The organism is Mycobacterium sp. NGS15 (genome assembly GCF_059813245.1).
On sequence record NZ_JCALEF010000007.1, the window covers coordinates 66,664 to 87,250 of the forward strand.

At 65.6% G+C, this 20,587-nt stretch carries 15 protein-coding genes; 6 read left to right on the forward strand and 9 right to left on the reverse strand.

Going from position 1 to position 20,587, the window contains the following annotated elements:
- Nucleotides 1–7: 7 nt before the first annotated feature.
- The 3 genes from AC5Y5C_RS21230 to AC5Y5C_RS21240 form a co-directional block, all read right to left on the reverse strand.
- Complete coding sequence (locus tag AC5Y5C_RS21230; protein ID WP_499976242.1) at nucleotides 8–757, reverse strand: ABC transporter ATP-binding protein; 750 nt, start codon at nucleotides 755–757, stop codon at nucleotides 8–10.
- Between the two features lie 10 nt (nucleotides 758–767).
- The gene (locus AC5Y5C_RS21235) at nucleotides 768–1,601 is read right to left on the reverse strand and encodes an ABC transporter permease (RefSeq protein ID WP_499976244.1); all 834 of its coding nucleotides are present in this window, start codon (nucleotides 1,599–1,601) and stop codon (nucleotides 768–770) included.
- 148 nt (nucleotides 1,602–1,749) lie between these two features.
- Nucleotides 1,750–2,079 (reverse strand): hypothetical protein, encoded by a 330-nt coding sequence (locus AC5Y5C_RS21240; RefSeq protein WP_499976246.1) that lies wholly within the window; start codon nucleotides 2,077–2,079, stop codon nucleotides 1,750–1,752.
- A gap of 275 nt (nucleotides 2,080–2,354) precedes the next feature.
- On the opposite strand from AC5Y5C_RS21240, the gene AC5Y5C_RS21245 reads away from it, so the two are divergent.
- The gene (locus tag AC5Y5C_RS21245) at nucleotides 2,355–2,720 is read left to right on the forward strand and encodes a hypothetical protein (RefSeq protein ID WP_499976249.1); all 366 of its coding nucleotides are present in this window, start codon (nucleotides 2,355–2,357) and stop codon (nucleotides 2,718–2,720) included.
- 20 nt (nucleotides 2,721–2,740) lie between these two features.
- Here AC5Y5C_RS21245 and AC5Y5C_RS21250 read toward each other — a convergent pair whose 3' ends face one another.
- Nucleotides 2,741–3,460 carry a thioesterase II family protein gene (locus AC5Y5C_RS21250; RefSeq protein ID WP_499976739.1) on the reverse strand — a complete coding sequence of 240 codons (720 nt, stop codon included), beginning with the start codon at nucleotides 3,458–3,460 and terminating at the stop codon, nucleotides 2,741–2,743.
- Between the two features lie 84 nt (nucleotides 3,461–3,544).
- Nucleotides 3,545–9,940, reverse strand: a complete 6,396-nt coding sequence (locus AC5Y5C_RS21255) for an SDR family NAD(P)-dependent oxidoreductase (RefSeq protein WP_499976250.1) — start codon at nucleotides 9,938–9,940, stop codon at nucleotides 3,545–3,547.
- 226 nt (nucleotides 9,941–10,166) lie between these two features.
- Here AC5Y5C_RS21255 and AC5Y5C_RS21260 point away from each other — a divergent pair, with 226 nt between their 5' ends.
- The 5 genes from AC5Y5C_RS21260 to AC5Y5C_RS21280 all read left to right on the forward strand — a co-directional run bounded on the left by AC5Y5C_RS21260 (nucleotide 10,167) and on the right by AC5Y5C_RS21280 (nucleotide 15,843).
- Nucleotides 10,167–10,565, forward strand: coding sequence for an MmpS family transport accessory protein (locus tag AC5Y5C_RS21260; protein WP_499976741.1), 399 nt, complete (start codon nucleotides 10,167–10,169; stop codon nucleotides 10,563–10,565).
- Nucleotides 10,562–13,585 carry an MMPL/RND family transporter gene (locus tag AC5Y5C_RS21265; protein ID WP_499976251.1) on the forward strand — a complete coding sequence of 1,008 codons (3,024 nt, stop codon included), beginning with the start codon at nucleotides 10,562–10,564 and terminating at the stop codon, nucleotides 13,583–13,585. The genes AC5Y5C_RS21260 and AC5Y5C_RS21265 overlap by 4 nt, the downstream gene beginning before the upstream one ends.
- Before the next feature lie 39 nt (nucleotides 13,586–13,624).
- Nucleotides 13,625–14,521: a class I SAM-dependent methyltransferase gene (locus AC5Y5C_RS21270; RefSeq protein ID WP_499976253.1), complete on the forward strand. Its 897-nt coding sequence runs from the start codon at nucleotides 13,625–13,627 to the stop codon at nucleotides 14,519–14,521.
- A gap of 200 nt (nucleotides 14,522–14,721) precedes the next feature.
- Complete coding sequence (locus AC5Y5C_RS21275) at nucleotides 14,722–15,057, forward strand: RNA polymerase-binding protein RbpA (protein ID WP_043079148.1); 336 nt, start codon at nucleotides 14,722–14,724, stop codon at nucleotides 15,055–15,057.
- 24 nt (nucleotides 15,058–15,081) lie between these two features.
- Nucleotides 15,082–15,843: an SDR family NAD(P)-dependent oxidoreductase gene (locus AC5Y5C_RS21280; protein ID WP_499976257.1), complete on the forward strand. Its 762-nt coding sequence runs from the start codon at nucleotides 15,082–15,084 to the stop codon at nucleotides 15,841–15,843.
- A 13-nt stretch (nucleotides 15,844–15,856) separates the two neighbouring features.
- Here AC5Y5C_RS21280 and AC5Y5C_RS21285 read toward each other — a convergent pair whose 3' ends face one another.
- From AC5Y5C_RS21285 to AC5Y5C_RS21300, 4 genes are all read right to left on the reverse strand, one after another.
- The gene (locus tag AC5Y5C_RS21285) at nucleotides 15,857–16,618 is read right to left on the reverse strand and encodes a polyprenol monophosphomannose synthase (RefSeq protein ID WP_499976259.1); all 762 of its coding nucleotides are present in this window, start codon (nucleotides 16,616–16,618) and stop codon (nucleotides 15,857–15,859) included.
- 5 nt (nucleotides 16,619–16,623) lie between these two features.
- Nucleotides 16,624–18,429 (reverse strand): apolipoprotein N-acyltransferase, encoded by a 1,806-nt coding sequence (gene lnt, locus AC5Y5C_RS21290; RefSeq protein WP_499976260.1) that lies wholly within the window; start codon nucleotides 18,427–18,429, stop codon nucleotides 16,624–16,626.
- On the reverse strand, nucleotides 18,422–19,957 hold the full coding sequence (locus tag AC5Y5C_RS21295) for an amidohydrolase (RefSeq protein WP_499976742.1): 1,536 nt from the start codon (nucleotides 19,955–19,957) through the stop codon (nucleotides 18,422–18,424). The genes lnt and AC5Y5C_RS21295 overlap by 8 nt, the downstream gene beginning before the upstream one ends.
- A 92-nt stretch (nucleotides 19,958–20,049) precedes the next feature.
- A complete protein-coding gene (locus tag AC5Y5C_RS21300) occupies nucleotides 20,050–20,562 on the reverse strand; it encodes an FxsA family protein (RefSeq protein WP_499976262.1) in 513 nt (170 codons plus the stop codon).
- Between the last annotated feature and the right edge of the window lie 25 nt (nucleotides 20,563–20,587).

Below are 20,587 nucleotides of genomic sequence, written 5' to 3' on the forward strand. Positions count from 1 at the left end.
CCTCTCGTCAAACACCAAGTTGCGCAAGGAGTTCACCTCGGTACTTCTCGGTCTCGTTGTCATGTTTGCCCTGCGGTTTGCGCGGGTTGCCAATGCGCAAGGTGTGCACCAGTCGGCCCTCATCGAGCACCACAATGGTGTCGGCCAGCGATATCGCCTCGTCCACGTCGTGGGTAACCAGCAGCACGCCGAACTCATGCTCTCGCCAGAGGCTCAACAGCAGTCGGTGCATCGAGAGCCTCGTCAGCGCATCGAGCGCGCCGAACGGCTCGTCGAGCAACAGCAACTGCGGCTCCGCGACAAGCGCACGCGCCAGAGACACGCGCTGCGCCTGTCCGCCCGAGAGCGTCAGCGGCCAGGCTTGCGCCTTATCGGCCAGCCCCACCTCATCAAGGGCCCGGTCGACGCGGGAAAGCGCTTCCGCCTTGGACAACTTGGTGCGGGTGAGCCCATACAACACGTTGTCGCGCACCGAGCGCCACGGGAACAGCCGTGGTTCCTGGAAGGCCACCGCGGGAGCGCCCAGCACCTCGCGTTCGCCCTCGTAGTCGCCGGCCAATCCGGACAGCACCCTGAGCACCGTCGACTTGCCTGAGCCACTGCGGCCCACCAGCGCGACGATCTCGCCACGACCGACCCGCAGTGAGACATCGTCGAGAACCCGGTTGCGTCCGTACCATTTGGTGACCGACGTCAACTCGGCCGCCGATACAGCGAATTGCCGCGACAGTTCCGTGACCTCGAAAACCGCTGTCATGATGTGCCTTTCATGATCGGTACCGCAGCGCGCGCCGTTCCAGCACGCGCACAATGGCGTCGGTGGCAATGCCCAACAATGCGTAGACCACGAGTCCGAAGATGATGACGTCGATACGCAGGAAATCGCGCGCATTGTTGATAAGGAAACCCACCCCGGCATCGGCGTTGATCTGCTCTGCGACGATGAGCGTCAGCCAAGACAGCGCCAGGGATTGACGCAGCCCGACAAGCACCTGCGGAGTCGCGCTGGGGACGACGATGACGCGCAACCGCTGCCAAAATGAAAACCCAAGTACCTGTGCGGTTTCGAAGAGTTTGGGGTCCACCTGCCGGATCGCCGAGGTGGTGTTGAGGTACAGCGGGAAGGCCGCACCAAGGGCCACCATCAACACCTTGGGAAGCTCACCGATTCCGAACCATACGATGAACAACGGGATGAGCCCGAGGTGCGGCAGCGCCCGGACCATCTGCATGGTCGGGTCCACCACGGCATCGACGAGCCGCGACAGCCCCACCGCCGCGCCCAGCACCACACCGACCAAGCCACCCAGCAGCAGTCCTTCGGCGGCGCGGATTCCTGACACCCGCAGCGCCTCGGCAAGCTGACCGTTGCCGACCAACTCGATTCCGGCGTGCGCGATCGTCGACGGCGCCGGCAGGATCTCTGGGTCGATCAGACCCCAGCCGCTCCCCGCTTGCCAGACGAGCAGCACTACGAACGGCGAAAGAAATCGTATGATCTCCCAGCGCCTGTTGAGGGTCCACGCCCGCCAGGACAGCGCGGATATCGGGGTATCGGGGTCAGTTGCCGCGGCGGCCACCAACGTATTACGGGTGGTCATGAAAAGCTCGGGGATCCTCACGGGGTTGGCGACTGGCATCGACAAGGTATCGATCGATGTTGACAAACTATGGGCGCGTTCAGATTCCGTGAAGACTTAATATCGCGCTGATTCGACGGGTATCCCGCTCCCGGGCAAACGACAGAAACTAGCGCCAGCCGTCGGCGGCCTTGGCGGCGCGCAGCAGTTCCTCGCACAACTGGCGCAGCTCGTCGTGGGTCGCGCCCTCCTCGACGGCGGTCGCGACGTCCTCAGCCGCGCACCGCGCCTGATACACCCGATCGGCCAGATCGGTGGCTTCGTCGGCGGTCAGCACCACCGCATCTACCGGCACCGAGGTGCCCTTGACCGCCGCACGCTGTTCGTACGCGCGCTGACGGCAGGATTGGCGGCAATATTGGCGCCGGCGACCCAGCTCTGCGTCGTCGACTTCGCGCCCGCACCACTTGCAGGGCTGAGCGTGTTTGCGACGTGCCACGTCTCAGGAGCGTAGCGGTGACTCGGATCGCCCCCGCACGTGGTGAACTCCCAACGGTGTCGGTGAGGGCAGGGTCAGCGAACCGATCGGCCTTCACCATGGGTGAGATATCGGCACCCTCGAGATCGCCAATACGGCTGGCAGGGCGGGTGCGCTATACGCCGATTCGCAGGCCGATGGGCCCACGAGCGCAATTGCCACAATTGCCAGGAAAACGCGTAATTGTGCGCTAATCTTGCGGAATCACAGCGGCATCCAACGTCGGAGGTTGTGCGATGAACAAAGTCATCATGGTCGGGCAGGCCGTGTTAGCAGCAGGCGTCATCGCCGCCCCGATCGCTCTCCTGAGCGCGGGCCCGGCATCGGCGCGGCCGGCCCCCGCCCCCACGGATGTGTGCTTCAACGGACCGTATCCCTCGCCCCCGCCCCCATGGGGGCCGGGAAACGTCGAAGGCTGCGTCAACCCCGACAGCTGGTTCGACGCATGGGGCTGGCGGTACGCAGGCCGAAACTGGCAGGGCGAGGGCGGGCGACTGCCGGCCCCGGCCCCCAACTGGAAGTACGTGGGTCCGGGTTGCGAATACTCGAGCAACCCGAACTGGCAGTACACCGGTCCGGATTGCCAACGCGAAACCCCGTAGGACGACGCCGGCCTCGGCGGCTAGTAGGAGTACGAGCCGCCGAGGGCCAGCTCGGCTTCGTGCGTCAAGATGGTCGCCAAGGCCTGCGGGTTCGACCAGTAGAAGTAGTGGCCCCCCTTCACGAGGATGCTCGTGAACTCCCCCTTCGTGTAGGGAGCCCACCGGCGTGGGGGCGCGAACTTCGGCAGCACCTGGTCGTCCTTCGCGCTCACCTCCGTGATCGGGGTCTTGATTCGGCGGCGCGAGATCGGTTGCAGGCCAAGGCTGAAATCGATCACCGCGTGGAGACGCGCCTGCGCCAGCAGCGACTCATCCGCTATCTTCTGCGGGGGCCAGGCGCCGCGCTGCTCATCGTTGGTCAGCCTCCAGAGCGCGTGTTCCTTGGGGTCGTGGCCCCGGGTCTTGGCGTAGACGGCGTCCATTCGCCATAGGGACGGATGCCCGCTCACCACCGGGACGAAGCGGCCCACTTCGAAGTCATGCGACTCCAGTGCCTGACACACCGTGTATGCCAACAATCCGCCGAAACTCTTCCCGGCGAGAACCGGTCGGCGGCAACCGAGTCCGATGACCGCGGACGCGCAATCCTCCGCGAGGACGCTCAACTTCTCCGGTGGCGACTCCTGTGACCGGGTACTGCGCCCCGGCATCCTCCAGACACCGAAGTTCACCCCGGCCAGGTACGGGACGAGGTGGTTCTCCCCGGCGTGGTTGGCTCCCGCGCCCGGAAAGAACAGCACGGTGGGCAGGGACGGCTGATAGGCCCTAGGCCACCACCAGCAGTCACGCGCAGATGGAGGGGACGAAACAGTCACACGGATCCTCTATATCGCGTCGTGCTCGGGGTCGCCGACCCCTTGAGCAATGAGTAGGGCGACTCGGGCACCGACCGCCTCGAGGGTGAGGTCGGGGGTGAACTGGAACGCGCTGATCTGGATGTTCAACTGCTTGCCGGCGCGAGCGGCGAACTCCACCGCCATGAGGGAGTCGATCCCCAGGTCGGCGATCGGCCCGGTGGCGTCGATGCTGTCCACGTCAACCTTGAGCACGTTGGCGAGCTCCTTGGCCAGCTCCTTGGTGACCATGGGGCCGCGCTCTTCCTCCGGCAGCGCCAACACCGCCGCACGGAAGGCCGCCTGTTCGTTCGACACCGCGGCAGCTTCCGCAGACAGATGCGCGAAACGTGTGCTCTTGGCGGTCGAGGGCAGCGGGGTGCGCAAGACTCCCCAGTCGACGCCCGCAATGGCAACGTGCGGAAGCTGAAAACGGGAGCACTCGTGCATGATCGTCGCCCCGAGATCCATGTTGAGGCGGCGCAACCCGACCGAATCGAGGAACTTCACGATGGCCTCCACCTCGGCCATACCGCCACCGCTCATCGCACCCCAGCTCACGGACAGGGCGGGCAGCCCGGCTGCGTGCCGCGCCTGAGCCAGGCCGTCCAACGTGGTGTTCGCTGCCGCATAGGTCAGCTGCGGAACGATGCCGATCAGGCCACTGATCGAGGAATACAGCACGAAGTGGTCGAGCGGCACATTGTGCTCGCGCGTGGCTTTGTCGAGGTTCAGCGCACCGTCGACCTTCGGCGCGAACACCTTGTACAACGACTCCGCGCTGATGTCCGCGAGCACCTCGTCGTGGGCCACCGCGGCGGCATGGAAGACGCCGCGCAGTGGGTGGCCCGAGGCTTCCACCTTCGCGATCAGATCCGAGACCTGGTCGTAGTCGCTGATGTCGATCCGCTCTTCCCACACGTCGACGTCGGCGGCGCGCAGTGCTTCGATCTGAGCCCGCGCAACCTCCGTCGTGGCGCCACTGCGGCCCGCCAGGATCAGATGGGTCGCCCCGGCCCTGGCCAGCGAGCGCGCGGTGGCCAACCCGAAGCCGCCGAATCCACCGCTGATGAGGTAGGAGTGGCCGGGACGCACCGGAGCCCGATCTGGCTTGCGCGGCAGCAGCTTGGGAGTCTGATCACGCAGATCCAGCACGATCCGGCCCATATGCGCCGCCCGGAACACCGCCTCGAACGCGCCGACGATCTCGCCGATCGGGAACCTCGTGAACGGGAGCGGGGTGAGCTTGCCCGAGGTGAGCATCTCGGTGCACTCGCGCCGCAGCTCACGGAAGGTTTCCGGACGCAGCCGCAGCATCCGGTCCATGTCGATCGCGTGGAACGACAGGTTGCCGCTGAATGGCTTGAGATCCATCACACCGCCGAAGTAGATATCCGCCTTCCCGATTTCGATAATCCGGCAGAACTCTCCGGCGACCGCGAAGTTCTGGGCGATCATCTCGCCGGGCAGCGAGTTGTAAATGACATCTACCCCGCGCCCCTGCGTGATTCGCAGGATGTCGTCGACGAACCCGACCGAGCGCGAGTCGAAGGCCGCGGTAGCACCGAGCTCCAGTGCCGCACGCCGGCGCTCCTCGCTACCAGCGGTCGCATAGACGACCGCACCCATGTTGACCGCGATCTGCACCGCGCCCATGCCCATACCGCCCGCCGCGCCGTGGATGAGGACGCTCTCGCCTGGCTGCAGATCCGCGAGCTTGTAGAAGGCGTACCCCGCTGTGAAGAATGGGACACCCGAACCCACCGCGAGCGGATCGAAGTCCTCACGCTGGAGATGCTCTTCTTCTATCCGCTCCCACGCCGCGCCACCGTCGAGGTCGAACGTCAGGTAGCGGCGCAGGAGACCCCGCTCCGCGACCGCGATGCTCTCGCCGGCCCGGAGCTCGTTGACCGCGGAGCCGACGCGTGTGACGACGCCGAAACCCTCCATACCGGGGTCCAGCTTGAAATATGTCTCGCCGAGCTCGCGCTCTGTCAGGATTCCGAGGACCTTGAGCGGGTCCTTGTAGTTGAGTCCGACGGTCTCGACACGGACCTCCACTTGCCGCGGCCCCGGCTCGACGCGATCGCATGCGCGCAGCGCGATGTCCTTGAGCGTTCGCGTATCCGGAATCTGCACCTCGTAGGCCACCTCGGGGTCGGTGGGCTCGAATGCCTCTTCCCAGGGCGCAACGAGTTCGGACAGCGACCGGCGCATCCGCTGGGTCCACCGCACGCCCGCGCGTACCGCGACTTCTTCGGCCCGATTTATCGCGCTGATCTCTATGGCCACCTCATCTGCGGTAACCGAATCGGACAGATCCACCAGAGACCATTTGGCGGGATGCTGCTCGTTCGCCAACACGCGGCGCGCCCCCACAAGCGTGGCCTGATCGAGGATGAGGCTGCGATCGCCCGGCGCAAGGAAGGCGTGCGTGCTCACGACGACTACCTGCACGTCCGGATTCACGACACCACGTTCGGTCTCGGCCTCCAGAACCGTCCTCAACGCCTGCGCGACCACGACGAGTTGATAGAGGTTCTCTACCGAGGCCTTCCCGGAGCCGACGATCACCACAATGCGCAAGAACGTGTCCGCGTGCAACGCTTCCGCGAACGTCCCGGCGAGATCTGATCCCTGCTGGGTGTCGGTGCGCAGAATGGCGGCACCGGCACCGGCAGTGCGGCGAGCACCCTCAGCGACAGCGGCGGCCACCTCCCCGATCTCGACGATCGCGTTCGCCGCGTGAACAGCGGTAACAGGCGCCGGGGGACGTTGCCCCTCGTGACCTTCCTGCTCCTCGTCGAACGGCTCCCACCGAGGCTCGTAGAAGTACTGGTCGAGCTCCGACAACGCGTCCGAGGCAGCTCCCACGGGCCGCAGTGTCACACCGGTCATGGCCAGGGCGACATCGCCGTCTGGCGAAGCGAGATAGGCATTCGCGCGCAGCGGCTGCGTGCTCGTGATCTCGACGACTGCGATCGGGTCCTCCGGCACGTCGTGGTACAGCCGCACCCGGTCCACCGAAGCCGGGATATGCGCCGTCGGAGGTATGTCCAGTTCCGGACGCGCCGCCAAGAGGACCGCGATGCACTGCAGGGCCGCGTCGGCGAGTGCGGGGTGGACGGCGTGCTTGGGCGTGGTCCCCGGCTCGGGTACCGCTTCCGGGCTCGCGAGCTGCGCGACGCAGCCCGCCGAACCGATGCGCGCATTCCGGATGCGCTGGAAAGCCGGACCGTAGGTCAGCCCGACCGCGGCCAGCCCCTTGTAGACGTCCCCGCCGTCGAAGACCCTGTCGTGCTCGGACTGCGGGACATCGATCCGCAACTCCCCCAGATTCGCCTCGACCAGTCTGCCGCTGGCATGTGCCGTCCACAGCTGGGTGTGCGCGGAACGGCCATTGACGGTGAATCGCTTGGTGGGCTCGTCCACAGTGAGACGAGTGATCGGCGCGTCGTGTTCGGCAACGACCAACGGCACCGCGAAGACCACCGAGTCCACTCCGGCCTGTCCGCGGCCCGAGCGTTGACGCACGGCGGACAGCGCGGCATCGAGATACGCGGTTCCGGGCAGCACGACCGAACCGAGGACCGTGTGGTCGGGCAGCCAGGGCAGGTTGGCGGGAGCCAGGGTCACCTCCCATTGCGGCGTCAGCGCCTCCGCCCTATCGCCGAGAAGCGCGAAACGATCGGCATCCCCGTAGCGCGCGCGCAGCGTCAAGGGGTCTTCTTCCCACAGTTCCTCTTGCGACCACGGGTATTTCGGCAGGTCCATGTGCGGGATCGAGCCGTTCGTGTACAGGTCGGCCTCACCCGGTGCGTCGATTGCACCCACCGCATACAGGTCGGTGACGGTCTGCAGCACGGACTGCTCGTCATCCTGATCGCGATGCAGCGTGGGAACCGCAGCACCCGAGACACTATGGCGCACAAAGCTTTCACGGATGTTTCCGAGGAGTACCGGGTGCGGTCCAAGCTCCAAGAACACCCGGTACCGGTCGCCGATCAGCGTGTCGATAGCTTTCGCGAACAAGACGCTTTCGCGCACGTTCGTGCACCAGTAGTCCGGGTCCGCGAATACCTCGCCGCCGGTCTTTCCGCCGGTGACCGTCGAATACAACGGCACGACCGCCTGACGTGGGGAAAGTCCGGCCAGCGCAGCCGTGAGCTCACCAAGGATGGGGTCCATGAGCTGACTGTGATAGGGAACCTCCACGTGCAGCATCCGGGCGAAGACCCCGTCTTCGGCAAGCGCATCGTGCAGTGTTTGCAGGGCCTTCGAGTCGCCGGACAGCGTGGTCGCCGCGGCGCTGTTGATCGCCGCGACACATACCGCCGCTCCGAAGCGCCCCGCCCGGCGCTGGGCTTCCTCCGCATCGAGGCCGACTGCGAGCATGCCGCCGGACCCCGCCGTCTGTGCCTGCAGGCGGGAGCGATGGAAGGAGACGGTGGCGGCGTCCCGTAGGGACAATGCGCCGCCGACATACGCTGCGGCGACCTCCCCAACACTGTGCCCCACCACCGCCGTGGGCCGAATCCCGAACTGTTGGAGGTGCTTCGCAAGCGCCGCCTGCACAAGGAAGTTCGCCGGCTGGGCGATCTCCGTGCGGCCGACACGCGATTCCCCCTCAGGCCGCAACAGCTCGGCGATCACCGACCAGCCCGAGATTTCCTGGAATACCACATCGATCTCGGCGGCGGCTTCGCGGAAGGCGCCAGGGCTCTGCAACAGACCGCGCGCCATCCCCCACCACTGTGGACCCATGCCGCTGAAGACGAACACGGGATCGGAGATTCCCTCGACCAGGGCACGCGCGGGTGCCGCTTCGTCACTCTCGGCATAGGAATTCAGCTGCGCGAGAAGGTCATCCCTGTCGCGGTAGATGAAGCCCTTACGGAGGTGATGCTGCGCCCTGCGTCCGGTGACGGCCGTCTTCAGGCGTTGTACGTACTCATCGGAGACTGCGCCCGCCGTGCCCTCTTCGGGCTTCAGGAGTTCGGCGTAACGCCCGGCGACCTCGTGGAGCGCCGCGCCGCTGCGGGCGGAGACGGGGAAGATCCGGACGCTGTCCCTGACAGGCACCGCGGCAACAGGCGCGGGCGGCTCCTCTACAAGGACGTGCGCGTTGGTCCCGCCATAGCCGAAGCTGTTCACCGCGGCATATGCCGGGGCGCCCAGATCGGGGTAGGTCTGCACCTCGGTCGGAATCCGAATCCCGAGCTCGTCGAAGGGGATTGCGGGGTTGAGCTTGTCGAGGACGACCTGCGGCAAAACGGTCCGGCGCTGCACGGTGAGCGCCGCTTTGATCAGGCCCGCGACCCCCGCGGCAGCCTCGGTGTGCCCGAAGTTGTTCTTCACCGATCCGATCAGCAGAGGCTGCGCCCTCCCAGCCGCCTGGCCGTACGAATGGCCCAACGCCTCTGCCTCCAGCGGGTCGCCGACACTGGTGCCCGTGCCGTGCGCCTCGATGTATCCGACGAGGGCGGGGTCGACGCCCGCCTCCTCCAGCACCTGTTCCGCAAGCCGCTGCTGTGACAGCGGGTTCGGTACGGGCAGGGCTATCGTTCTGCCGTCCTGATTGACCCCGCTGCCCCGGATCACCGCATAGACGCGGTCGCCGTCGCGCTGCGCCTGTTCGAGGTTTTTGAGGACAACGACACCGACGCCCTCGCCGCGACCGTAGCCGTCGGCGGCCGCGTCGAATGACTTACAGCGGCCGTCCGCAGCGAGGAACCTGCCCTTACACATCGTGATGAAGGTCTCCGGCTGGAACATGGCGTTCACGCCGCCCGCGAGCGCCACATCGCACTCGCCGCCCGCGACCGCCCGCACGGCGAGGTGCGTTGTCACGAGGGATGAGGAGCACGCGGTGTCCACGGTCATGCTCGGCCCCCACAGGTCCAGCGCATGGGCAATGCGGTTGGACAGCAAAGTTTGGGACGCGCTGAAAGCGGCAAAGTTATTGATCTTTTCGAGGTTGCGGGCGAGCGCCCGGCTGACCATGTTGTCGTTCATGAAACCGCCGATGAACGTTCCTACTTTGCCGCCCAACGCTTTTCCAGCGATGCCCGCGTCGTCGAGTGCCTCCCAGGAGGTTTCGAGAAGGAGTCTCTGCTGTGGATCCAGGACCGCGGCCTCGCGGTGCGAGATCCCGAAGAAGTCCGCGTCGAACCGCCGGAATCCTTGGCTGAGGAAGCTGCCGCGCCGGGTGTACATCCGGCCCGGGGTATCGGGGTCGGGGTCGTAATACTTGTCCGCGTCCCACCGATCTTTCGGGATGTCGGCCACGGCATCGCCTTTGCGCAACACGAACTCCCAGAAGGATTCCGCGCCTTCGATACCCCCGGGGAACCTGCATCCAATGCCAATAATGGCCACCGCGACCAATGCTCTGCCCTCTCCTCGTTACTGGACCGTCCGGGAAACAATGGAACTTTTGCCGAAACAGCGGGAAGCTCGTAACTCATCTGCCATCATCGTCATCATCAAAGAAGCTTTGCCTGCCGTGTCATCCTGTGGAATTCGCACTGTACGCGCCTGATTGGCAACACGAAGGGTGTTTCACAATGGATTTGCCGCTTCCTCCAAAGGCCGCTTGATGAGAAGCGCCTGGGTGTATCTTGTTGTGCTGGCGGTGCTTACGGTTGCAGCCGCGTTCATTCTCAAGTTGCGTGCGAGCGAGATCCCCGACGAGGCGGTGGGAATCGTGAGCCGCCTCCCCGTACTCGGCAGCCTCTCCGAACGGACCATCCAGTACGAGGCCATCGGGCCCGCCGGAACGCCGGCGACGGTGTCCTATCTCGATGACAACGGACACAACCAGAATGTCGGCACGGTCCTGCCATGGCAGGAGGCGCTGCGCACCGTCGAACCCTCCCTTGTGACCAGCATGGTCGTGCAATCCAATGCCACCGGAGTCGGATGCAGGATCACCGTCAACGGACAGGTCCGCGACGAACAAATCGCGACCGCCACCGGTGGCATCGCCAGTTGCAAGGTGCAAGTCGCATGACCGGGAACGAGGCCGAAGCAGATACCGGCCCGATACCCGCACCCGGCGCGCCCGCCGGGTTCGCCGCCCGATCACGGGCATTCGGTCGCCGGGTGCGCGGGGAATTCTCTGTGCCGTTCCGTCGCGAGACCTACGCGGGAAGCGCGCAGCACCGACCCCTGTACGCCCGACTGCTGTATGGGCTCTCCATACCCATTGTTGTGCTGTGGGTCCTGCTCGCGTGCGGGCTCAATGCCGCAGGCCCCCAGTTGGAGAAAGTGATTGAGGGACACGCGCTGTCCTTCTTGCCCGACGAGGCCTCGTCGGTGCAGGCGCTGTCCAACATGGGCAAGTACTTTGGCAACGGCGGTACGAACAACTTCGTCGCGGTGCTGGCCGAGGGCGACCACCCGTTCGGCGCGGAGATGCACCGCTACTACGCCGACCTGATGGAGAAGTTCAAGGCGGACAAGAAACACGTCATCACGACCATCGACCTATGGTCCGACCCATCGTTTGCTCCGGCGTTCGAAAGCCAGGATCGAAAGGCATCCTTCAGCTACCTCAACCTGGGTGGCAACATGGGCACCGCGCTGGCCATGGAGTCCACTCAGGCCGTGCGCGACATCGTCAAGGCCTATCCGCCCCCGGCGGGGGTGAAGATCTACGTGACCGGTCCGTCCGCGGTCGTGAACGACGAGCTGCTCGCCATCAACCGATCGATCCTGCCGATCATCTTCGCGTGCGCCATCTGCATCACCATCATCATGTCGTTGACGTACCGCTCGTTGTTCACGGCCGCAATGCCACTGCTCGTGGTGGCCGTCGCTTTGGTCACGGCCCGGCCGATCGTCGCTCTTCTCGGCCAGCAGGAGATCATCGGCATTTCCATTTTCGCGTCAAGCTTGCTGGCCGGAATCGTCCTTGGCGCGGGGACCGACTACGGCATCTTCCTGCTCGGCAGATATCAGGAGGCGCGACGAGCCGGCCAGGACCCGACCACGGCGTACTACACCGCATTGAAGAGTGTGCAGCGCATCATCTTCGCCTCCGGACTGACCGTGGCGGGCGCGACCGCATGCATGACGCTCACCAGACTCGCCGCCTTTTCCACCTCTGGTTTGCCGTGCACCATCGGCATCCTCACCGCCCTTGCCGCGGCGCTGACCCTCGGCCCCGCGCTACTGGCGATCGGATGCAGGCTCGGACTGTACGAACCGCGCGGAGAGCGCGCCGTCCGGCGCTGGCGGCGCATCGCCACCCACGTGGTCCGCTGGCCGGGTCCGGTGCTGGCCGGCAGCCTCGCCCTGCTGGCACTGGCGATTCTTGTGCTGCCGACCTATGTCATCAGTTACAACGAGCGTGCGGCCCAACCAGCCAACACCGAGGCGAACCTGGGGCTCGATGCCGCGGATCGGCATCTGCCGCCCAATCTGCTGAACCCGAATCTCCTCTTCGTCGAGTCCGATCACGACATGCGCAACTCCGCCGACCTGATCGCACTCGCGAAGCTGACGAACGCGGTCTACTCCGTGGACGGCGTCCAGGCGGTACAAGGCATCACCCGTCCACTCATCACTCCGCTTCCCCAGGGCACCCTGACCTATCAGGGCGGATACATCGGCGAACGGATGTCCCAGATCGCCGAGATGGTGAGCACGCAGCTCAACGGCATCGCCAGAATCACCGGTCAGATCGATCAGCTGTCTGTCGGGGTCAAGGTGGTCCTCAAAGACCTTGAGGTGACCCAGCGCGCGGTCGAGCTGCCCGGCGGCACCGGGGTAGCCACCCGGAAACGTCTCATCGAACTGTTGAAGATGGCGAAGGGCATCCATAACGAAATGCAGCCGCTCGTCGCGGACGGCATCGACGCCGCCGGCCAGCTCGTCGACATGGTTCCCGATTGCAAGCAGCTGCTCCCCTGCAACACCGCGCTCACCGGTCTCGCTGTTCTCGACGGGCTCAACCAGACCGGAGGACGCAAGTTCGAGGACCTGGTGGACGCATCGCGCGTCGCCTCGGAATCATTGCCTAACTTGGTGGCCCAGGTCCGGATGCTGGACCGTTTTCTTGCCGACTCACAACGCACCCTCACGCCGATCCGCGGCATGGCGGACTCGCTGCTGGTGCAGATGAATGAGGTCACCCAGTTCCTGAGGGAGATCGCTGACACCTATATGAAGGGAGACCCGAGCGGGTACTTCTTCCTTCCGAGCCAGGCCTTCGAATCCCCGTTGTTCCAGTCCGCGCTCTCCGTCTTCTTCTCTCCGGACGGCAAGATCACCCGGATGCTCGTGATGGGCGATGTGAATTCGTTCAGCCGAGAGAGCATGGACTACAGCGCCAAGATCGTCCCGGCGGCCAAGGCCGCGCTGAAGGGCACGTCACTCGGCGGGAGCACGGTAAGTATCGGAGGAGCCGGGGGCACGCTGCTCAACATCGCCGCCTTCGCCAAGGAGGATTTCATCACCAGTGCGGTCGCGGCGTTCGCCTTCGTGTTCTGCGTTGTACTGCTGCTGTTGCGCAGCTTCGTCGCCGCGGTCGCCGTCGTCGGCACCGTGGGGCTGTCCTTTCTTTCCGCGTGGGGGCTCAGTGTCGCCATTTGGCAGTACGGCATCGGTCTGCCCTTGCATTGGGCGGTTGTACCGTGTTCCTTCATCTTCCTTGTCGCGGTCGGCGCCGATTACAACCTGCTGCTGGTCGCCCGATTCAAAGAAGAGCTCCGTGCCGGAATCAAAACCGGGATTATCCGCGCCATGGTGGGGACCGGCAGCGTCGTCACCACCGCGGGCCTGATCTTCGGCTTCACGATGTTCGCGTTGATCGCGGGCTATTCCAGCACGCTCGCGCAGATCGGCACGACCGTCGGCGTCGGACTCTTGCTCGATACGCTCATCGTCCGCTCGCTTGTCATCCCCTCCATCGCGACCATCCTGGGCCGATGGTTCTGGTGGCCGATGCGCGTGCCGTGCCGCGCGCTGCGGGAGTCGGACCCGGCATTGGTCGGCTCGACCTCCGGCGGACACCGGGCGCAGACCTGAATATGGGAAATGTGTTGGCCACCAGATACGGAGACCGGTGTGGGTAGTCGTCGTCTTGATCGTCGGGCGAGTTTTACGGCGCAATCCTGCGCGGCCCAACGCGCAGCGGAGACATTGCAGCCACCACGGCGGCGTCTCCTCGACGATCCCTACTCGCGGCATTTCATCCGCAGCCCCCTGCTACGGGCCTGTTTGATCCATCCTTTGGTGGCGCGCGGCTTTATCGGAGTGCTGAAATCCGTGTTCGGCGCCGCAGGTCACTTTTTCCTGGTCTTACGGGTGCGCTACACCGACGATGTCCTCGAAACCGCCATCAACGATGGTGTCGATCAGGTTGTGCTGCTGGGTGCCGGATTCGACACCACCACGTTGCGCCGCGCCGCACACCGTTCAGTCAGGATCTTCGAAGTCGACGCGCCTACCACCCAAGCGGACAAACGCGCCGTCATGGAACGGCTCCGATCACCCGAAGACAACGATCAGATCGTTTGGGTGCCCTGCGATTTCGAACACGATGTGTTACGCGAAAGACTTCTCGCCAACGGATTTGATCCCATCCGGCCGAGCCTCTTCATCTGGCTGGGCGTGACCGCCTACCTCACGCAGGACGCGCTCGACGCGACACTTGCCGACCTCGCGACGGTCTGCGCGTCCGGGAGCCTGCTGGTTTTCGACTACCTCGACACCAGTGTCGTCACCGGAGGAGACAGCACGTCTGTACGCGCCCGGCTATGGACCGAGGCGGCCGCACGGTTTGGCGAGCCGTACCTGACGGGCCTCACCGCGGATGACGCCGACGCACTGCTGGCCTCGCACGGGTTCCAGTGCCGCAAGCACCTGACCACACGCGAACTGCTGCAGCAGTACGCACCGGCCTATGCCAGCGGATCGCCCCCCGACGGCCGCGCAGCTATCACCACGGCGCAGCGCTCCTGACTCGGATAATCGCGATACCCCGCCCTGCGTCACAGACGCATAGCGGTGACGGTCACAACGGCGTTCACCAGCTATAATGAGGGCCACAACCTGCACGAACAGGGAACTAACCGCGCAGGTACGGCGTTGACATAGACAGCCACCAGCAATTCGAGCGCGGGATCCGATCCACAGACCCGCAGTGAAGAGGAGAAGTACACATGGCAGATCGTGTTCTACGGGGCAGCCGTCTCGGCGCCGTCAGCTACGAAACCGATCGTGACCACGACCTGGCGCCCCGCCGCATGGCCCGCTACCGCACCGACAATGGCGAGGAATTCGACGTTCCCTTCGCTCACGATGCCGAAATCCCGGCGAACTGGGCATGCCGCAATGGCCTGGAAGGCACCCTCCTCGACGGCGATGTGCCCGAGCCCAAGAAGGTCAAGCCCCCACGTACGCACTGGGACATGCTCCTGGAGCGCCGCAGCGTCGAGGAGCTCGACGAGCTGCTCAAGGAACGTCTGGAACTGATCAAGGGCCGTCGCAGGGGCTAGGGCGCGGCAGCGCAGCGCGCCCTGATGAGTGCCTCCGGCAGGTCCGTCGCGGGTTCGGCAGTCCTGATCACCGGTGCCGCCAGCGGTATGGGGAAGGCGACTGCCCGGGTTTTCGCCGAGGATGGCGCGTTTGTCGCGGTCACCGATCGCCGGCTGGAGGACGCACAGGCAGTCGCCGCTGAGATCGGTGATTCAGCGGCCGCCTGGGCACTGGATGTCACCGACAATGCGCAGATCACCGAGGTGGTCGCGGCCGTCGCCGAACGATTCGGCCGGCTGGACATCGTGGTGAACAATGCCGGTTTCGCGGCGTTCAGATCGCTCGATGACCCCGACTACGGCGACACCTGGGATCGGTCGCTTGCCGTGCATCTGACCGCACCTCAACGGATTGTCCGCGCGGCACTTCCGTTCTTGCGCGACTCCCCTGCCCCGCGTGTGGTGAACATCGCCTCCACCGAGGCTCTCGGCGCCACCCCCTACGACAGCCCATATGTCGCGGCCAAGTCCGGCCTGGCCGGTCTGACCAGGAGCCTGGCAGTCGACCTGGGGCGAGACGGGATCACGGTGAACTGCATCTGCCCCGGGCCCATCGATACCGCGATGACGGCGGCGATCTCCGCCGAGGACAAGGACATCTATGCGCGCCGGCGCACCGCGCTGCGCCGCTACGGCCGTGCCGAGGAAGTGGCGCACATGACCCTGAGCGTGTGTCTGCCGGCAGCGTCCTATCTCACCGGCACCGTCATCCCCGTCGACGGCGGCCTGATGGCCCGCAATGCGTGAGGGCTGAGTACCTTCAGCGATTAATGCCGCGGGCCCGATCCAGGCGGCTTGTGATACCCCATTTGGTCACCTTGACCAGGGCTTCGTTGATGATCGACCCGCTCATCTTCGATTCGCCGATCGCACGTTCGGTGAAGGTGATCGGCACCTCGGCAACGTCGAAGCCATGCGCAATAGTGCGCAGGGTGAGATCGATCTGGAAGCAGTAGCCGTGCGATTCAACGGCCGCCAGATCCAGCTTTTCGAGCACCTCACGCCGGTACGCACGGTATCCCGCGGTGATGTCGTGGGGCTTGACGCCCAGCACTAGCCGGGCATAGACGTTCGCGCCGCGGGACAGCACCAGACGCCGCCACGGCCAGTTCACGACGGTGCCCCCTGGGACGTAGCGAGAGCCGATCGCCAGGTCGGCTCCGGCGTCCACGGCATCCAGCAGGCGGGATAGCTGTTCGGGGGCGTGACTGCCGTCGGCGTCCATCTCCACCAGCACCGAGTACTGACGTGCCAGGCCCCACCCAAAGCCGGCAATGTAGGCCGCGCCCAGGCCACCCTTTTCCTTGCGGTGCATGACGTGTACGCGATCCGGATCGGCAAGCGACGCCTCGTCGGCAAGCTCCCCGGTGCCGTCCGGGCTGCCGTCGTCGACGATCAACACATGGACGTCGGGTTGCGCCTTGTGCAGCCGACCAAGGATCAGCGGGAGATTCTCCCGCTCGTTGTACGTCGGAATGATCACCAGGGTCCGGGCGCTCGGACGTTCGGTCACGGGATCCACTCCGGTCAGGTCTCCTTAATCGGTGAGGGCGGCTCTACCTCACGTTCCGGCCTCTTCAGCCCTCCATTGTGCAGTATCGCCAGGCCAGCCGAGGCCAGGACGGCAAGTCCTGCGATCAAAGCAAGAGCCCATTCGATCCAGGGACCCCATTGTGTGGCGGGTGTCAGGTCGTTGTGCAGCCGCACTTGCATGTCGATATAGGCCGGTTCGAAAAACTTGGTGCGGCCCGCGTCGACGCCGTCGGGAGAGATAAACGCGCTGATCCCCGTGGTGCCGACGACGATAACCTCCCGGTCGTGTTCGACGGCCCGAACCTTGGAGATGGCGAGCTGCTGTTCACTCATCGCGGTGCCGAATAGCGCGTTGTTGCTCGGCACCGCGAGAATTTCGGCACCGTTGAGCGTGGACAGCCGCGCGGCCCTATCGAACAGCACCTCCCAGCACGTCGTCACACCGATCTTCACTCCACCGGCGGTGACGACACCGTTGCCCTCCCCCGGGACGAAATATCCGGCGCGGTCGGCGTACTCCGAGAAATGCGCGAAGAAGCTGCGCCAGGGCAGGTACTCACCGAAGGGTTGCACGATCTGTTTGTCATGGCGCTCGCCCGGGCCGGTGTCCGGATCCCACACGATGATCGAATTAATCGATTTGGGCTGTTCGGGGGTGGAATCGGGGTGGCGCAGCACGCCGCCGACCAGGATGGGTACGCCGATGGCCTGTGCCGCCTCGGTGATGGCCTCGGCCGCGTCGGCGTTGCGGATCGGGTCAATATCGGAGGAATTCTCCGGCCACACGACGAATTGCGGTGCCGGAGCCTTTCCCGCCTTCACGTCCTGGGCCAGCAAGAGAGTCTCCTTGACGTGATAGTCGAGTACGGCCCGCCGCTGGGCGTTGAAGTCGAGCCCCAAACGCGGAACGTTCCCCTGCACCGCGGCGACAGTGACTGTCCGTCCATCCATGGCGCCGTGGCTCGCATGCCGAACCTGCTGCCAACTCACCGCCATGGCGATCAGCACAAGACACACGCAGGTTCCGGGCAGCAGCACCGATGGCACCGGACGGGCACCATCCGGGCCCAGGGACGGGCTGCGCCACCAGCGGTACATCTCGATGCCGAGTGCGGTCACCGCAAAAGCACCCAGGGCCACCGTGAAGGAGACCAACGGCGCTCCCCCGTATCGCGCCAGGCTCAGCATGGGGCCATCGCCTTGCCCAAAAGCAATACGGCCCCACGGGAACCCACCAAACGGAACGCTTGCCTTACCCCATTCGGCAGCGGACCAGGCGGCCGCGAACCACAGCGGCCAACCCGGCAGGCCCCGCACAGCGACCGCCAGCACGCCAAACAGGGCCACCCAGGTCGCGGAGAGCAAGGACAGCGCCAACCAAGGGATCGCGCCCACCAGCTGGCCCGTCCACGGCAGCAGCGGCACGTAAAACGCGAGACCGAAAAGCAGGCCATACCCGAGCCCACCGCGCAGCCGGGTCTTCGGCGACCACAGCACCAATCCCAGGATCGACAGTGCCGGGAAGGCGGCCCACCAGAAACCCCACGGCGGGAAGCTCGCACACAAGGCGAGGCCGCCAATCATCGCCGCGCCTTGGCGGGGCGACGCGCGCAGCCAAGCCCGTCCGAACGCGATAAGGCGCGCGCGCACTGCCTCCGCGAAGACCGCACCGCGTGAGGGGCCGGTCTCGCCGGGAGGCTCCGGCGCCTCATCTACCGGAATGTCGGCCCCGGCATCGCGATCCGCCACGCCCTTACCAACTATCTCGTCAACGGAGTCGTCGACAGTTTCGTCAGCCATGGATCACCTTGCCGCGGTGGACGGTCCGTAGACATGTGGGGAGCGCAGCAGCGGCATCCGATAGATCCGGCAGGGCCGGGACCCGCGAGCGCGGGTCGGTGGACCACCGCTGCACTCCCGGTTGGCTGGTGTTGATGGTCAAGTCCCCCGTCTCCCAGATGGCATAGCTGGCAAGCGCTCCCGGGGTCAACGTTCCGGTCACACCGTCATGAACGCCCTGAGCGCGCCAGCCCCCCCGGGTCGCCGCACCGAACGCCGCGCGGACCGAAACGGAACTGCTTGCGGTGCGGTGATGGGCCGCTGCCCGCACCGTCACCCATGGATCCAAGGGCGCGACAGGGGCATCAGAACCGAACGCGAGAGGCACGCCTTGGGATGCTAACAGCGCCAGCGGGTTTAGCTGAGTACCTCGGTTCGGGCCGAGTCGTTCCGCATACATGCCGTCTGGGCCACCCCAGAGAGCATCAAAGGCCGGTTGCACACTGGCGATCACCCCGAGGCGGCCGAGTTGCTCCGCCTGCGGCGCCGAAACCATTTCGAGGTGCTCAAGGCGATGTCCACACCGAGCCACGGCCGGCACCCCATGTCGGGCGGCAACACGGTCCAGCGCGTCGATCACCTGGGTGACGGCGGCGTCGCCGATCACGTGAAATCCTGCGGCGATACCGGCCTGTGTGCACGAGTCCAGGTGCGTCTCAACTGTTTCGGCGTCCAGATGCATCGTGCCGCAGGTATGCGGCGCATCGTGATACGGCTCCCGCAACCAGGCGGTATGCGATCCCAGCGCACCGTCGACGAAGAGGTCACCGGCCAGGCCGGCAGCTCCCGTCGAGGCGATGAGCTCGCGCGCATGCCCGGGGTCGCGGGCGGGCTCGCCCCAATATCCGGTGACCTGGACTCCATGCTCGGTGGCCAACAGCTCACGGAAATCGTCGAGCCCGCTGATCTCGGGCCCGCCGCATTCGTGCACGGACACCAGGCCGAGCGATGCCGCGCTGTCCAGGGCCGCGCGCCGCGCCCTCGCCCGCCCGTTCACGGAGAGCGCACCGCGCGCGTGTGCCCGCAACAGATGGTGAGCCGCCCCGGCCAGCGGACGCTCCGGATGAAACCCGGCGGCACCGGCAAGCCCCGGCACCTGCCGGCGCAGCGCAGTCGATGCCGCGGCCGAATGCACGTCGATACGGGTGAGGTAGACGGCCCGGCCGGGTGCTGCGGCGTCAAGTTCGGCGGTGCTCAGCGGCTCCCGATCCGGCCATCGAGATTCGTCCCAACCGTGCCCCCAGATCACCTCATCGGCGTGCTCACCGGCGTACCCGGTCAGCCGGGCCAGGCATTGCGCACGAGAAGTCATGTTGGACAAGTCGAGTCCGATGATGGACAGCCCGAGTGCGGTGAGGTGAACATGGGCGTCGACGAAAGCGGGTGCGATGAACGCACCCTCCAGATCGACGATGTCGGCATCAGGGAACTCTGCGCGGCCAAGGTCGTCCTCGCCGATCCAGCTGATGACATCACCAATCACGGCCATGGCCGTCGCCGCCGGATGCGACGGGCTATGCACGCGAGCATTGACGAGCAGTTGAGTCTGCACTCGGTAATTCTGCCGGGTTCGGACGACGTCTACGCAGGCAGGTCGTGGCCGGGACGGTAACGCGAGGACGGTCCGGCTTGCTGGTCACTCACATCGATGACCTCGCCGTCGATGTAGTCGACGGTGCTCGCCCGTGTTTGAGTGGCCTGAAACGCCCCGTATCCGGCGGGAATGACGGTGATGAGCGGCGCGCGCCGACTCAGCTGCCGCGCCGCGACCAGGGTCAGCACCGGCCGCAGGACGGCACGGATCGGCGGCAGCAGCATGAGCAGCCCGATGGCCGAGGACACCAGTCCCGGGATCACCACCGCGACGGTTCCAAGCGCGATGAGCGCACCGTCCGCGACCGCGCCTCCCGGGGAACGCACTCCCCGCCGCAGCTGGCCCAGGGCACGCCGGGCCTGCGAGCCGGCAAGTATCAGACCAACGACAAAGGCCGCGGCAACAGCGACGATGGTCCAGCCGATGCCCACCGCAGAGGTCAACGCCACCAGGGCGGACACCTCGACGATCACATACAGCAAAAACAGGCCTGGCCACATACCCGGACAACGCACCGGCCGGTCG